The 14,287-nt window shown below is 45.0% G+C and carries 10 protein-coding genes; 2 read left to right on the top strand and 8 right to left on the bottom strand.

Going from position 1 to position 14,287, the window contains the following annotated elements; all coding sequences use genetic code 11:
* Positions 1-3 precede the first annotated feature (3 nt).
* The 5 genes from FYJ45_RS01695 to FYJ45_RS01675 form a co-directional block, all read right to left on the bottom strand.
* Positions 4-843: a carbohydrate ABC transporter permease gene (locus FYJ45_RS01695; protein ID WP_154463171.1), complete on the bottom strand. Its 840-nt coding sequence runs from the start codon at positions 841-843 to the stop codon at positions 4-6.
* Positions 843-1,763 (bottom strand): carbohydrate ABC transporter permease, encoded by a 921-nt coding sequence (locus tag FYJ45_RS01690; protein WP_154463170.1) that lies wholly within the window; start codon positions 1,761-1,763, stop codon positions 843-845. The genes FYJ45_RS01695 and FYJ45_RS01690 overlap by 1 nt, the downstream gene beginning before the upstream one ends.
* A 64-nt stretch (positions 1,764-1,827) precedes the next feature.
* Positions 1,828-3,192, bottom strand: a complete 1,365-nt coding sequence (locus FYJ45_RS01685) for an ABC transporter substrate-binding protein (protein WP_154463169.1) — start codon at positions 3,190-3,192, stop codon at positions 1,828-1,830.
* A gap of 250 nt (positions 3,193-3,442) precedes the next feature.
* Positions 3,443-4,300 carry an HAD family hydrolase gene (locus FYJ45_RS01680; RefSeq protein WP_154463168.1) on the bottom strand — a complete coding sequence of 286 codons (858 nt, stop codon included), beginning with the start codon at positions 4,298-4,300 and terminating at the stop codon, positions 3,443-3,445.
* On the bottom strand, positions 4,297-6,561 hold the full coding sequence (locus FYJ45_RS01675) for a glycosyl hydrolase family 65 protein (protein ID WP_154463167.1): 2,265 nt from the start codon (positions 6,559-6,561) through the stop codon (positions 4,297-4,299). Before FYJ45_RS01675 ends, FYJ45_RS01680 begins: the two co-directional genes overlap by 4 nt.
* A gap of 188 nt (positions 6,562-6,749) precedes the next feature.
* Here FYJ45_RS01675 and FYJ45_RS01670 point away from each other — a divergent pair, with 188 nt between their 5' ends.
* On the top strand, positions 6,750-8,045 hold the full coding sequence (locus tag FYJ45_RS01670) for an ABC transporter substrate-binding protein (RefSeq protein WP_154463166.1): 1,296 nt from the start codon (positions 6,750-6,752) through the stop codon (positions 8,043-8,045).
* 47 nt (positions 8,046-8,092) lie between these two features.
* Positions 8,093-9,811, top strand: coding sequence for a sensor histidine kinase (locus FYJ45_RS01665; protein WP_330588484.1), 1,719 nt, complete (start codon positions 8,093-8,095; stop codon positions 9,809-9,811).
* Positions 9,812-10,164: 353 nt separating this feature from the next.
* On the opposite strand, the gene pyrF is transcribed toward FYJ45_RS01665, so the two are convergent.
* The 3 genes from pyrF to FYJ45_RS01650 all read right to left on the bottom strand — a co-directional run bounded on the left by pyrF (position 10,165) and on the right by FYJ45_RS01650 (position 14,184).
* Positions 10,165-11,091 (bottom strand): orotidine-5'-phosphate decarboxylase, encoded by a 927-nt coding sequence (gene pyrF / locus FYJ45_RS01660; RefSeq protein WP_154463164.1) that lies wholly within the window; start codon positions 11,089-11,091, stop codon positions 10,165-10,167.
* A gap of 253 nt (positions 11,092-11,344) precedes the next feature.
* Complete coding sequence (locus FYJ45_RS01655) at positions 11,345-12,499, bottom strand: YibE/F family protein (protein WP_330588483.1); 1,155 nt, start codon at positions 12,497-12,499, stop codon at positions 11,345-11,347.
* Positions 12,496-14,184, bottom strand: a complete 1,689-nt coding sequence (locus FYJ45_RS01650) for an alkaline phosphatase (protein ID WP_235930495.1) — start codon at positions 14,182-14,184, stop codon at positions 12,496-12,498. Before FYJ45_RS01650 ends, FYJ45_RS01655 begins: the two co-directional genes overlap by 4 nt.
* Positions 14,185-14,287: the final 103 nt, after the last annotated feature.

The following is a 14,287-nucleotide window of genomic DNA, read 5'->3' as shown; positions in this document are numbered from 1 at the left end:
CTCTTATCCTTTCACCGCTCCAGCTGTTAATGATTTCATAAAGGTTTCTGAAAATAAACAGAAAATGACAATGGTCGGAAGTACTGCAACAATAATTGCCGAGAACATTCCGTTCAAGTTCTTGGAATATGCCGAAGAAAACTGTCCAAGCAAGGCCGGGATGGTCATCTTCTCAGGAGATTTCAGCAAAATAGAAGCAAAATAAAACTCATTCCAGTTATTCAAAAAAGCCATTATTGCTGCTGTGGAAAGTCCCGGTTTTGCAATCGGAAGAATTACTTTAAAGAAAGTTCCCTCATATCCACAACCGTCTATTCTTGCCGCTTCTTCCATTTCTTTCGGAATCGAACGGAAATAGCTCTCCAAAATAAAAAAGGTTACCGCGATTCCCAGTCCGGAATAGATTAAAATAACACCAAGTCTCGTGTCCTTCAGTCCCAGATTTCCAAGCATTCTATAAATAGGGAAGGAAATAGAAACAGAGGGAATAAAAAGAGTTGTGGAGAACATTAGTGACACCAGCCATCTTCCCTTAAATTCCATTCTGGATACCACATAAGCGGCCATTGCAATAATTGTCACACTGACAATTGTTGAAATGGCAGTAATCACAATACTGTTAAAGAAGTAAGTATGAATATCCAATTTTGTAAAAATCGTAACATATCCGTCAAATATCCATTTCTCCGGCAATCCCAGTCCACCCGGTTTTTCCTTAAAGGAAGAAATGAAAACCCAGAGAATCGGATAGACTGAAATAATCAAAACAAGCGCCATTATGAAATAGCGGAAAACTCGCAGAACAATGCTACCGCCTTCCGGACGTTCCTTTTCTCTTCCCATTACATCATATCCTCCTTACTCTGTGTTCGAAGTACTTTATTCAGAAGTCCTACCAAAACTACACCCAGAATGATCTGAACGACACCAGCTGCATTACCTCTGGCAAAATTCAATTTAGTACTTCCCATCGCTGTCTTATATATATAATAGCTCAAACTGTACGTTGCATTATCCGGTCCGCCGCCACTGATCAATGCAATCTCGTTATACAACAGCAGGCCGTAATTTGCAGCAATTACCGAAATAGTTCCAATCATAGGTTTCATTAACGGCAGTTTTATTTTCAATGCAATCTGAAAACTGCTGGCTCCATCAATTTTTGCAGCCTCATAAACTCCCGGATCAATCGAAAAAATCTGTGTCAGCAATAAAAGGCAGGAGGAACCGCCAAACAAAATAAAGGAAAAGGTTACTCCCCAGAAGGCCCATTTCTCATTTGCCAAAACACTCACGTTGCTTTCCGGTACAATCATATTACAAATCTCTGTTATGATACCTCTGGAGGGGCTGTAGAGATTCAGGAAAATCAAACCGATGGCCGCTGTGGAAATGATATTGGGAATTACAAACATATTCCTTATAAAGCGCCATCCTCTTTCCTTGCTTGAGAGTACCAGCGCTACAAGTACGGACCAGGGAACCTGAATCAAAAGAGTCAGAACCACCCATTTCAGAGAATTCAAAAGTGCCATCTTGAAATTAGCATCCAGCGTAAACATCTTGATGTAGTTATCAAACATATGGTCCCATCCAAGGAATTTTGGAGAAACGAAGTTCTTGGAGTTCCATTCGCAGAAAGAAGTAAGAAATATATTCACCAATGGATAGGCATAAATAATAGCGAACAATAAAACTGAAGGCAGCAAAAAGGCTATGATAAACACTGTTCTCTGATTTAGCTTGCGTTTCTTTGATTTCATATTGTTTTTCTCCTCTTATAAAATCAGGGACTATCAAAGACAGTCCCTGATGAAAAACTCTTTTCTATTCTGCTGCCTTAATCTGGTCGAGCTCTTCCACTAACTGCTGCGGTGTCTTGGAGCCTTCCTTCAATCCGGCATACTTGTTCTGTATTTCGCCTTCCATATCACCAAAGGTGTTGCCCCAGCCCAATACCTGAACATCTGCAGACTGTAAAGTTCTACATGCCTCAACAAGAAGCTTTCCTTCTGTGCTCTCTACTTTTGCAGCTGCCTCGTCGTAATTTACAGTTGTGCTCGGAACCATACCGATACCATTCTCAACGATTCTGGATGCAATCTCAGGGCTTGTCATGTATTTGATGAACTCTACACAGATTGCTTTCTGTTCGTCTGACAGACTGTCAGACACTACGAAACCACAACCACCAGAGAGAAGGCCAGCTTTCTTGCCATCATCTGTGGGAAATACTGCCGGTTTCAGGTTCTCGATTCCAGCTTCGCAGTCAACGAAATCGCCAGTTGCCCATACACCGTTGAACAACATTGCGGAATCTCCGCTTGTAAAGTCATCCATGTACTGATTATCATCATCACCGCCAGGTCCGAAGTGTGCTGCATCAATCTTAGCAAGAACATTGTCCTGCAGGAATGCCATGGTTCCCAAGAAGCTCTCATCATTGAAGCTCTCTACATTTTTGCCGTTAGCATAGAATTCTCTGGAAGCCTCATCTCTCTGTGCATATCCGGCTGCCAGAATATTGGTGGGCCAGCCTGCATTTAGGCTGTACGGAGAAATACCTGCCTCAACTAACTTGTCAACAGCTACATCAAAGTCTTTCCAGGATGTCCACTGATTCGGAGTGGTTGCTCCAGCCTGCTCGAACAGTGCCTGATTGTACCAGAAGCCTACGCCCTCAACCTGCTCTCTTACGGAATAGATTTTTCCATCTTCAGTCAAGTTCTGGTCATAGCAGATACCTACACCTGCTTTCAGGTCTGCATCCGCATCCAAGTACGGTTTCAGGTCCATGATAGCACCTGCGCTTGCAGCTGCCTCTGTGATGTCCCAGCCGCCGAAGTCTGCAATATCGTAGAACTCACCGGAACTCAAGTCGTTCAGAGCTGTGTTGTAGATACCTTCTGCTCCACCCTGGTCAGCCTTCACAACAAAGTTGAATTCATCCTTGTGTGCCTCTGCAAACTCGTCATAAATTCTGCGCATCTCTGCTGCGGGAGCCCACTCGGACTCATCATGATAATATCCATGAGTAAAAGTTACTGTGGGAAGTTCTGCAGTTGCTTCTGTTCCCTCTGCCGGAGTTGCTGCCGCATCTTCTGTGCTTCCTTTTGAACCGCAGCCGGTCAGAGCCATAGAACCTACAAGTACTCCAGCCAGTAACAGGTTGGTTATCTTTTTCATTTTCATTTTCGTTCCTCCTTAAACCATTTGGTAATTACACTATACTTCTATCTGCCTTCTATCTGAATAAACAAAACCATGTTCTTCTTGTATCTTTTTGATGATTTGCAGCCTCTTCCCTTTCTAATCCTGCACTTTTTTTACTTTCCCTTTTTTATCCATCTCTCCGGTTAAAAAAGTGCAAAAATGCAGAGAGTACTCTCCGCAGAAAATACTCCCTGTATTCTTACTCATTTACTTATTTGTATCTTATCACCTATGCTTTTCTTAAGAACTCATGAAAGGTTTCAATTCCTCCGCCGAGCCACTTTACCTCAGCAGGAAGAGTCCTGTTTTCCTTTGATACATCAAAGAAGTCCCCCTCCCGTGTCATATCTGTAATCATATAGGCATCGCTTCCCGGAACACCTTCCGTCAGATAGCAGTACTCGTCTCCCCAGAAGCAGCAGTCCTCCGCACTGATACCAAAGTCTGTCAGTACATGGTCCATAAAATAATTTACGTTATCGCTCTTAGTACTGATTCCAACCTCTACATATTTGGCATCCGTGGTTGCCTTTAGCTTAATTCCTTCTTCCTCACCCAGCTTTTCTGAGAGTGCAAGCACTTCCAGAAGGCCTCCTGTCAGACCTCCTTCTGTCAGAATCTCTTTTACCTGATCGATTTCTTCCTGCTGTAAGAACAACTTCCCACCTCTGACATGGGCAGCCATCAGATCCACCTTGCAGTAGTTCGGTCTGTTGAATACAATATCCGTACAGATGTCGTACTTTACAAGCAGCTCCTCGTGGAGACGGTAACTGGCACGATGGATTTTCATCAGTTCTTCCAGATTCGGCATATTCTCTTGCAGAATAACAGGCTGTCCATCTTTAAAGCCATAGTTATATGCCCCTCTTCCAAGACCCAGGTACAGATTGTTTAGACAATCCTTCGGAAGCAGTTCATGAAGCTTTCCCTCCGCGATGTTCTCGTATGTAGTTCCGCTTACGATAATGAGTTTCTTTCCTTCCCGTAAGAGTGGAATCATGCATTCTCTTACCACTTCTGTGGGTGCTGTGCGGGATAAAACGGCTGTTCCATCCCAGTCAAAAAAGATTGCCTTATATTTCATTTTGTATCTCCTCTTAAAATTTCCAGTTTTTCTGTTGGCTTGCAGGTATAAGTTCCTGTTTCTGTTGTTACCTTCAGTATGTGTTCGCCTTCCAGCGGTTCCAGGGTGATTTTTTCACTTGTAATGCTCACACGATATCGCCCTGTACCATAGTAGAAGCAATAGGAAAGCTGAGTCCATTTTTCTGGCAGATGAGGAATAATGGAGACTCCCTCTTCCAGAGGTGTCAATCCTCCAAATCCCTGTACTGTTACCATCCAAGTTCCGCCGTTTGCTGCCGGATGGGTTCCTCCGATATATAGATCTCCCAGATAAAGTTTATAATCTCCATCCAAATCAATCCGACCTGCCCGCATCAAATACTTATATGCCCAGTCTGTCATTCCAATCTGAGCAGCCAGTAACGCATAGATACAGGTACTTAAGCTGGAACCGTGTTCGGTGCGGGGTTCGTAATACTTCCAGTTCTTTTCCTTTATTTCGCTGCTGAATTGATCACCCAGAAGGCTCAGGAGCAGAACTACATCTGCCTGTTTGAGAATCTGCGTATGAACTGCCAGACCTGTCGGGCTTCCCAGATATTCGTTGGGCTTAATAATTCTTGAGTACAGCTCTTCAATGGTGAGATCCTCTTCCTTGAAGTATCCGTCGAACTGTTCAATCACTCCGTCCGCATTGGGCTGCGGAAGATATAACTCTACAGCCATTTCCCCGATAATCTGTTCTGCATCCGGGAAATCTATCTTTTTCAGAAGTTCCTCGAAATAAGCCGGATTTTCTTTCTTTAAATACTCAATCACATGCAGTGCAGTTTTCAAAGACAGGTCAATCATGTAATTTGTATAGGCGTCATTGTTGATTCTCTCGTGATATTCATCAGCTCCGGTTACATCAAGGAACTCATATCTGTGTTTCCCCTTTTTGTAATATGAGTAAGAATAAAAGAATCTTGCACATTCCAGAATCGTCTCCGCACCGCCTTCGAACAGAAGGGAATAATCCCCTGTAATCATCATGTATTTCCAGAGTCCGTAAACAACATCTGCACTGATATGAATCTGCTTATCGCGGAAATAAGTCCGCATCTTTCTTCCGGTAAAAATATCAGTCAGATTATAGTGTGTACAGCCGTCCTCACCGTTCTCCTGACTCTCCCACGGGAAAAAGGCTCCCTGATAATCATATTCAGCGGCCTTCTTTAAGGCTCCCGCCAGATTTTTCACACGATAGTTCATGAGATTTCTCGCTACTTCCGGTTCGCAGAAGGCAAACATCGGAAGCATGTAGATTTCAGTGTCCCAGAACATGGCTCCCTTGTACACCTGACCAGAAAGTCCTCTTGCCGGGATTGCAACCGTATCGGTATGAAAAGGTGCTGAGCAAAGTAGAAGGTAACAGCTGTAATAAACAGCAAGCTGTGCCTCCTCATCTCCGATAATCTCAATTCCCAAGTGCTCATAGCGCTCTTTCCATAGTTTCTCCTGCTCTTCTCTCCAGTACTGATATCCTTTTTCCGAAGCATCCAAGCAAATGTCCGCAGCTGCAACTTCCGGGAGGACACAGTCTGTTTCCTTGCAGACAGACACATATTTTACAATTTCAAGAGTCTTTCCTTTCTCAAGTACAGAGGTGACTGTAATCTCTCCGTTCTCCCGAAGAAGCTTTCCCTCTCCCTCTCGAATGACGGCAAACTGGCCTACTGCAGCCTTCTTCTTATTCTGGATTGTTGTGGAAGCAACCACGTCAATTCCGTGAATCTCTCCCTGCTTCTGTTCATAGAAATGCGGGCCATTAATATCCCAGATGTCGCAGTCGAAATGGCTTTTCCATACAAGCTCCGCTTTCTCATCCACAATCACTGCATACTTCATCACCAGAAGATGCAGATCCTTAAGAGAGGCAAATCGTTCTGTCTTTATCTCAATTCGTTTTCCAGACTTTGATACAAATACGCTCCTTCTTTCATGGAAGCCGCCCTTCAGATCCAATGCCTGCTCATGTTCCACCGGTTCCTTTGTCAATACAGAAAGTTCCTCTCCATCACACAGAAGTGTACATTTCAGACCATTCGGTACATTTACCGGCTCTCTCCAGCCGTTCCCGCTGTCATCAAAGATCTCTGAAAGAGTGCATGCCACCAACTGATCTTTTGTATATTCCTCCAGGGTTCCACGGTATCCGTAATACCCATTCCCGATACAGAACTTGCTTCCGAAAAATTCTGTTTTTTCCTTTTGGTATCCCGTTTCAACTATTCTCATGTTCTCATCTCCTCCACTATGCTAACTACCACAATGATAACTTTAGATATTTTATCTTTCTACGTGATTATTTGACTTTTTATTATACTTTTTTTACTTTTCGCTGTTCTGCTGGATTTCCATATTTCTATAAAAGGAAATGAATGTTATAATATCTTTAAATAATTACATTTAAGGACGTTAAAATCATGAGAAAAAAAGTCTTTGATACACTAACTGCAGTACTCATCTGTATCAGCCTCCTCTCCTTAAGTGCCTGCCAAAATAAAGCTTCTCAACCTCCAGTTGAACTCACATTTATGCACGGCTGGGGCGGCACTCAAAAAACTCATACAGTCATGACGGAGATCTATAATGATTTTACAGAAAAGAATCCCGATATTGTTATAAACAGCATTGCATACTCTACTGCATATGAAACGGTCAAAAACGGAAATGATATGCTTGCTGTTGGTAAAATGCCCGATATTATCAGTACAAACGGTCTCTCATACTTTGAAAAAAATGCGCAGAGAAGTGGCATGGCTCTGGATTTAATGCCCTATATTAAAGCCGACCCTGAGTGGGAAAAAGATATATCTCCTGCAGTCTTTGATACTTGGTCTACCAGTTCCGGCAAAATCCACACCATACCTGATGTTTTGGAAGTGGCGGGCTACTGGTATAATGAAAATTATTTCAAAGAAGCTGGTATTTCTGATGCACAGGGGAATGTTCAGCTCCCCCAGACATGGTCGGAATTTATGGAAACAGTCGAGCAGCTTCAGGCATGGATAGACAGCAGCGAACAGAACCTCTCAGTCTTTGCCTTGGAAGATACTCAGACAATCGAATTCCTTTTTCTGGCAAGGCTTGCTGGCGAAGGCCGTAATGGCTTAAGGGCTTCCCAGAATCCTTATATTAAAATCCATAAGGAAGCATTGATGCATACGCTCTCAGATATAGAAATCATCGGTTCACATGCCTCTTGGGTGGACAATATTGAAAATGCCCGTCAATATTTTCAAAACGGAAAAAGTATTATCTATTTCAACGGTGTCTGGGAAAGTGAAGAATTAAAAAACAGTCCCCTTAGTGCTCAATTAAAATATGCCAACTACCCTGCTATAGATGGACAGAGTCTCTCCTATATTTCGCCCTCTTCCGGATATGTACTTGCTGCGCAAGAAGATGAGGGAAAAGCCGAAGCTGAAGTTCGCTTTTTAAAATATATGTTAAGCGAGGAAGTTCAAACGAAGATGGCTATAGAGACAGGGCAGGCTCCGGCCAATCCTAACATTGATATGGAACAGGTAATCCAGGAATATCCTCTGTTCGGAAATGCCATTCAGCAGGCATATACAGCGGATATTCAGTTAAAAACCATTTATTCCGTCTGGCCGGAAGCCAAAATTGATGTGGTAAAACAATATTTAAATCAGAACACTTGGGCCGTAGACCAGGTTGATGAAATGCTGACTGCTTTAAATTCAGGAGATAAATAATGAAAGATAGCCTTTCAATAAAAAAAAGACCCTCTTTGAGAATGAGATTGTTAAAAACAAATCTCGCAATCATTCTGACATATTTCCTGTTATGTGGATTCCTATTTGTCATTGCTATTGGCCGCTTAGTCGGAACCTATGTAGATCATGATCTGGATTTCCTTTTAACAGAGGTAAGCAGTAACCTGAATCAACGCTTTCTATATATGGAGGATGTAGTTAAATCCGTTCGTAATTCAGATGATCTGATGGGTTTTCTGCAGGATAGCTCCAGCGCTCCTTCTTCTGAGTTTTTACAGGAAGAATTGATACGCGTCATGAACATCAGCAGTTCGGCCAACAGGGGGACTGGAAGTACTCCTCTGGTGGAAAAGATTTTTCTGTTCCGTGAAAACGGCAGCTTCGTTTCCAACTCCTACTATACTCTTCTGTATTCTGAAGTTCCAACAACTGAGCAGAAATTCATCTCCCTTTGGAATACCTATCGAAGGACAGACAAAAGAAAAAATCGTTTTGGCGGAATCTGTTATTCCCAGAAAGATATGCTTTATATGGCATATTCTGTTTTGGATGAGAATATGGAGGAACAGGGAGTTATCATTTTCGAACTGAATTCAAATGCCATCAGGGATGTCATGGGAGACTTGCAGAATTATGAAGATTCCATTTGGATGCTTTATAATCAGGACGGCATTATCTCCGGGGACTTTACCGCTGACGCAGAAGCACAACTTTCAGAGCTTCGGGTAACACAGCCCTCTAAACCATATATCGGGAAGATAGCAGAACATTCTTACCGCATCTACACAGACAAGCTGTGTATGCAGATGCAGCTGACAATGGGAATTCCTCAAAATCAGGCCTCCTTTATTTTATACAATTCCCTGAGCATTTATATCATTGGTTTTATCATTATTCTACTGGCCGGCTTGACCAGCTTCCTTCTCTTTACTTATCGAATTACTAAGCCATTGCAGGAAATTACCGGAAAAATGCATGAGGTAAAAGAGGGAGACTTTGAAACCAAGCTTCCCGAGTATGACAGTCAGGAATTTCATGAAATCAGCCATGTTTTTAACGAGATGACGGAATACATTCATCACCTTATCAAGCAGGTTTATGAAAAACAACTCTCAGTTACTGAGATGGAACTGAAATTTATACAGTCACAGATGAATCCGCATTTTATGTTCAATGTCCTTAATGCGATTGGACTTCAGGCCCGGCTCGATGGAAATGAAGAAGTAAGCAATTTGATGTCAACCTTTTCCAAGCTGATACAGGCCAAAATTTACCGCAGCGATACAGAAAAAGTACCCATTTCTCAGGAACTGGAATATGCGGAGTATTATCTTCAGATTCAGAAATTCCGTTACGGCGAAAAGCTCTCCTATACGATTGAAACAGAGGATGAGAGCATTTTGAATTATTCCATTCCCAAGCTGTGCATTCAGCTGATTGCAGAAAATGCTGTTGTACATGGACTGGAACCCAAGATGAAAGCAGGTCATGTGTATATCAATCTCTCCTATTCTGCTACCGGAATACAGATCGATGTAATCGATGACGGAGTCGGTTTTGATGAAGATGGCTATATTACGCTTCCACTGAAACTGGATTCTCAGGATACCAATCATAATCATGTTGGACTTAACAATGTTCATAATATTATTCAGTTATTATACGGAAAATCTTATGGAATAAAAATTTACAGTGTTAAGAACAAAGGAACGACCGTAAGTATACATATTCCTTTGGATCAATAATGAAAAGAGCGGCGTGATGGCCGCTCTTCCGTTATGTTTATTTTGTAATAGTAGCAAAAAAATCCTGATTTGGTATTCTTCCCAGGTGCTTTTCTGCAGCAAGCAGTACATACCTCCAGAATATGCTATCAAACATGCTTCTTCATCAAAAAGCTGCTTTTTTTTAGCACCTTTAGCTGTGTAAATCTACCTCATTTAAAAAAAACGACTGACAGATTTCTCTGAAATCTGTTCAGCAATCCCCTGCTTTTTAATTTCTTTCTCCTTCCAGGATGCTCTCCATTGCCCTGCCATTATTGAGATACATCAGATTGTATCTTATACCCGGTGCGCCGTTTCCAAACGTATTATGATTATTTTGTTCCCAGCGCAGTGGAGATATCGTCAATCATATCAAGCACTGCCTGCCTGGATGCGTCCGCATAGTTGGCGGCGCCAAACTGTGCATATTTTTCCTGCTGATATGCCGCGATGATTCCTCTGGAGGAATTCACGATAGCGCCCAGCCCGTCTTCATTGAAGAAAGGAAGCAGGTCAGCGCCTTTTCCTCCCTGCGCGCCATAGCCGGGAACCAGGATGTATGCCTTGGGCATAATTTTGCGGAGGACCGCGCCCATTTCAGGATAGGTTGCGCCCACGACAGCGCCTACATAGCTGTAGGAATCTCCCATGGCTTCCTCCCCCCACTGGGCAACCTTCTCACCCACCAGCTCATAGAGCGGGCGGCCGTCAATGAGCCTGTCCTGGAATTCGCCGCTGCTGGGATTAGAGGTCTTTACCAGAACAAAAATACCCTTTTTCTCTTCCCTGCACACATCGATGAAGGGCTTCACGCCGTCGGAACCAAGATAGGGGTTCACGGTGGCAAAATCCTCTCCGAAGCCGGACAGATGGCTGCTTCCCACCTTCGCTCTGCCCAGATGCCCCACGGCATAGGCTTCCGAGGTGGAACCGATGTCGCCGCGCTTGATATCGCCGATAACCACCAGATCCTTTTCCTTACAGTAATCCACAGTTTTCTGGTAAGCGATCATGCCTTCGATCCCGAACTGCTCATACATGGCGATCTGAGGCTTTACCGCGGGAATCAGGTCGTAAACCGCATCCACAATCCCCTTGTTGTACTGCCAGATGGCCTCTCCCGCTCCCTTTAAGGTCTCTCCGTACTCCTCAAAGGCCCTATTCTGAATCTGCTCCGGGATGTACTTCAGCATCGGATCCAGTCCCACAACGATGGGCGCATTGGTGTTTTTTATCTTTTCCACAAGCTTGTTAATCATAATACATTCGTTCCTTTCCATTATAGATATTAAACGAAGGTAACTGCGTGGTACCCTCACAGTTACGAACGAAGCTTCTTTTGTCCGCAAAAACAGAACCGCCCGGAAGCGGTTCGTCTACCGTTGCCCGGCCTGCTGAACATTTATGAGAATTGTAACATATTTACAGGTATCGCACAAGAGATTAGTTGGCCGGATTAGCTGGCCGGATGGAACACACAGCTTATGTTTGAGGGACAGGAAAAGCAGAAGTTTAAGATGGCATGCTGCCTTTTTTTCTTGTCAGGAGCAGGCCTGCCATGAGGGCGGTGAAGGGAGCGACGGTTACCAGGCCGAAGCTGCCTACCACGGTATCCAGGACTTCGGCGGCCACATATTTATAGTTCAGGATGTGATCGATGGGGGTTCCCTGGGCCATGAAAACCATGAGGAGGGAAATATAGCCGCCGGAATAGGCGAGAAGAAGGGTTGTAGTCATGGTGCCCATGGCGGCGCGGCCCACGCGCAGGCCTGACAGAACTGCTTCTGCGGGCAGGATATCCGGCTTTTTGGAAATAACCTCGTATACGGCCGAGGTAATGTCAACGGCAAGGTCCATCATGGCGCCGGAAGCGCCGATAAAAATACTCGCCATAAAAATAGAGGTCAGATCAAGATCCTGGTAGCCACTGTAAAGGAGGGATTCGGAGCTTGTCATGACCGCGCCGTGGATTTTAAACAGATCCGTAAACAGGATTCCCAGTATGCAGGTGGTGGCTACGCCGAGAAGCGCGCCCAGGACTGCGGACAGGGTACGTTTGTCCGGGCCGTATACAAAAAAGATGATAATGGCAGTGAGGACAGCCGTGATGGCAATGCCCGTCCAGACAGGGGAACAGCCCTTCAGATAGCAGGGAACAAGAACCTTCCATATCATTAATATGGTAATAAAAAAGGAAAGGATCGCCTGAAACCCGATTTTTCCTGCAAAAACCACCAGGAATACGGCGAAAACCGCCAGAAGGATAAACTCCTTGTCCAGCCGGTAATGATCCGACAGGATTACGGATTTTATTTCCTGCCCTTTGTAGCTTATGGTAAGCAGGGCGCGATCCCCTGTTTTAAAAATTTTATCCTTTTCCAGGGAACCGCTGAGGAAATTCACGCCCTCCAGGGTCTGCCCCGCAAAAATTCCGTTCTCGATTTCCAGGGTGCACAGCTGTTCACCGGACTGGATCAGGCCTGAAGTAATAATCGCAGAATTATCCGTACCCACTACCTTGCCCACGGCGCGCTCCGTCCCCTGATAAATAAGGGCATCCTCATAGCCTGTGGGAAGGCATATGAGGATACCGATGACTATCAGTCCGAAAATTGTGGTAAGTACTACGGAATTCTGCCTTTTGAAAAAAGACATTATTTTCATCATTCCACTCCTAACAGGGCGGCCAGACGGTTATAAATATCCGTATTATCATAGTAGCCGTCAAAGCTGTCCGCTCCGGTTCCCTTAACCAGCACTTCCACGGGAAGCCCTGTATGGGCATAGGAGCCAAAATTTACGCCGCTCTTGTTATTAAGAATATGAGTGATGGTTACGGTCAGCGGTTCGTAACTGCCGTAACGGATATATTCGTCCTGCGCGAACTCCTCTTCCTCCCCGGTGCGGGACATGGTCGTTTCGTAAGCACCTTTAAGAAGCCCGTATTCATAATCCGTCATGACCAGGGCGCCGTCATTTCCGGATTCCGGATGCAAATCCGCACTGTCCTTTTGCTGTGCGGCGCTGCTTCCTTCCCCGGCAGGCGCCTGAAGGCCGAACAGCTCTGTCACATCCAGCATGACTTGCGCGAAATCCGTTTTATTTTCCTTGTAAGCAGATACATAATCGGAATCAAATTTTGCATAGGAGATTTTCTGGTTTTCAAAATTCTTTAAAAAGGTATCGTAATCCGTTCCCGCAAAACCGATGGTCAAACCTCCGGTTTCATGATCCCCGGTGACGATGATGAGGGTTTCCTCCGGATGCTGCTCATAGAATTCCACGGCTTTCTCCACCGCATTATCCAGGGCAATGGTATCCGTAATTGTGGAAGCGGCGTCGTTGGCATGGCAGGCCCAGTCGATTTTTCCGCCTTCCACCATCATGAAAAAGCCGGTTTCATTATCCAGCACCTCAATGCCTTTTTCCACATAATCAGCAAGCGCCCATTCCTCCTGCCCGCGATCCAGCTCATAGGACATGGCGCTGCTGTCTGCCAGATGTTCGTCGATAACGATGACCTTTCCGCTGTCCGCGCCCAGCGCTTCCGCCTCCGCCTGTGTTTTTACCACCTGGTAGCCTGCGTTTTCCGCCAGTGTGTAAAGATCCTCCTGATCCTCATTTTTGCCGGTTGTCTGCAAAAGGCCCCCTCCGGCAAAATAATCAAAGCCGCTCTCAATCAGCTCCAGGCCGATGTCATAATAGCTGCTTCTGGACGCCTGATGCGCATAAAACGCGGCAGGCGTGGCATGGTTTAAGTTTACCGTGGACAGCACGCCGATTTTATAATCCTTCTGTGCTTTCAGCTTTTCCGCAATCGTTTCATAGGTCTGCGTAAAATCCTCGCTTACATTGATGCTTCCGCTCCAGGTCTTTTTGCCCGTGGCTATAGAGGTCGCCGTAGATGCGGAATCCGGTGCAAAGGAGGTGCTGTCAAAGGTCTGCGCGGATCCGGCCACCGGGAAATCCATCATGGCCAGATGATTTTTGCTCTGCAGGATCGTCTTTTCCTCCCCGTCCACAGCGACCGTTTTCCCCACGTCCGCCTGGGAAGCGCTCAAAAAATAATTGGTCAGCTGCACCTGCGGATAACTCATCCCATCCCCGATAAAAAGAAACACATACTTAGGCGTTCCCGCCTGCACAGAGTCCTGCGCCCCAACCTGTTCAGCCGCCGACGCGCCTGCCGCAGTCTGGATATCCTCCGCAGACTGCGTCTCCTTCACCGTTTCGCTGCCCGCCTCACTCGAAGCCTCCGGCGACGCACCCGCCCCCGAACACCCGGTAAGCGCACCCGCCAGCAGCATTCCTGTCATCAATAATGAAACCAATTTCTTTTTCACTCTCTTCATAATCTCCTTCCATATTGTAGTATGTACAATCGACAGGTTCATTATAAAGAGCCAACCTTAAATCTATTGCCGTGTTCACGCAAAAAGTATGTAAAACCAGGTA

Source organism: Eisenbergiella porci (assembly GCF_009696275.1).
Lineage (GTDB): Bacteria > Bacillota > Clostridia > Lachnospirales > Lachnospiraceae > Eisenbergiella > Eisenbergiella porci.
Note: the sequence above shows the minus strand (reverse complement) of the source record. Positions and strands in the feature narration are given on the sequence as shown.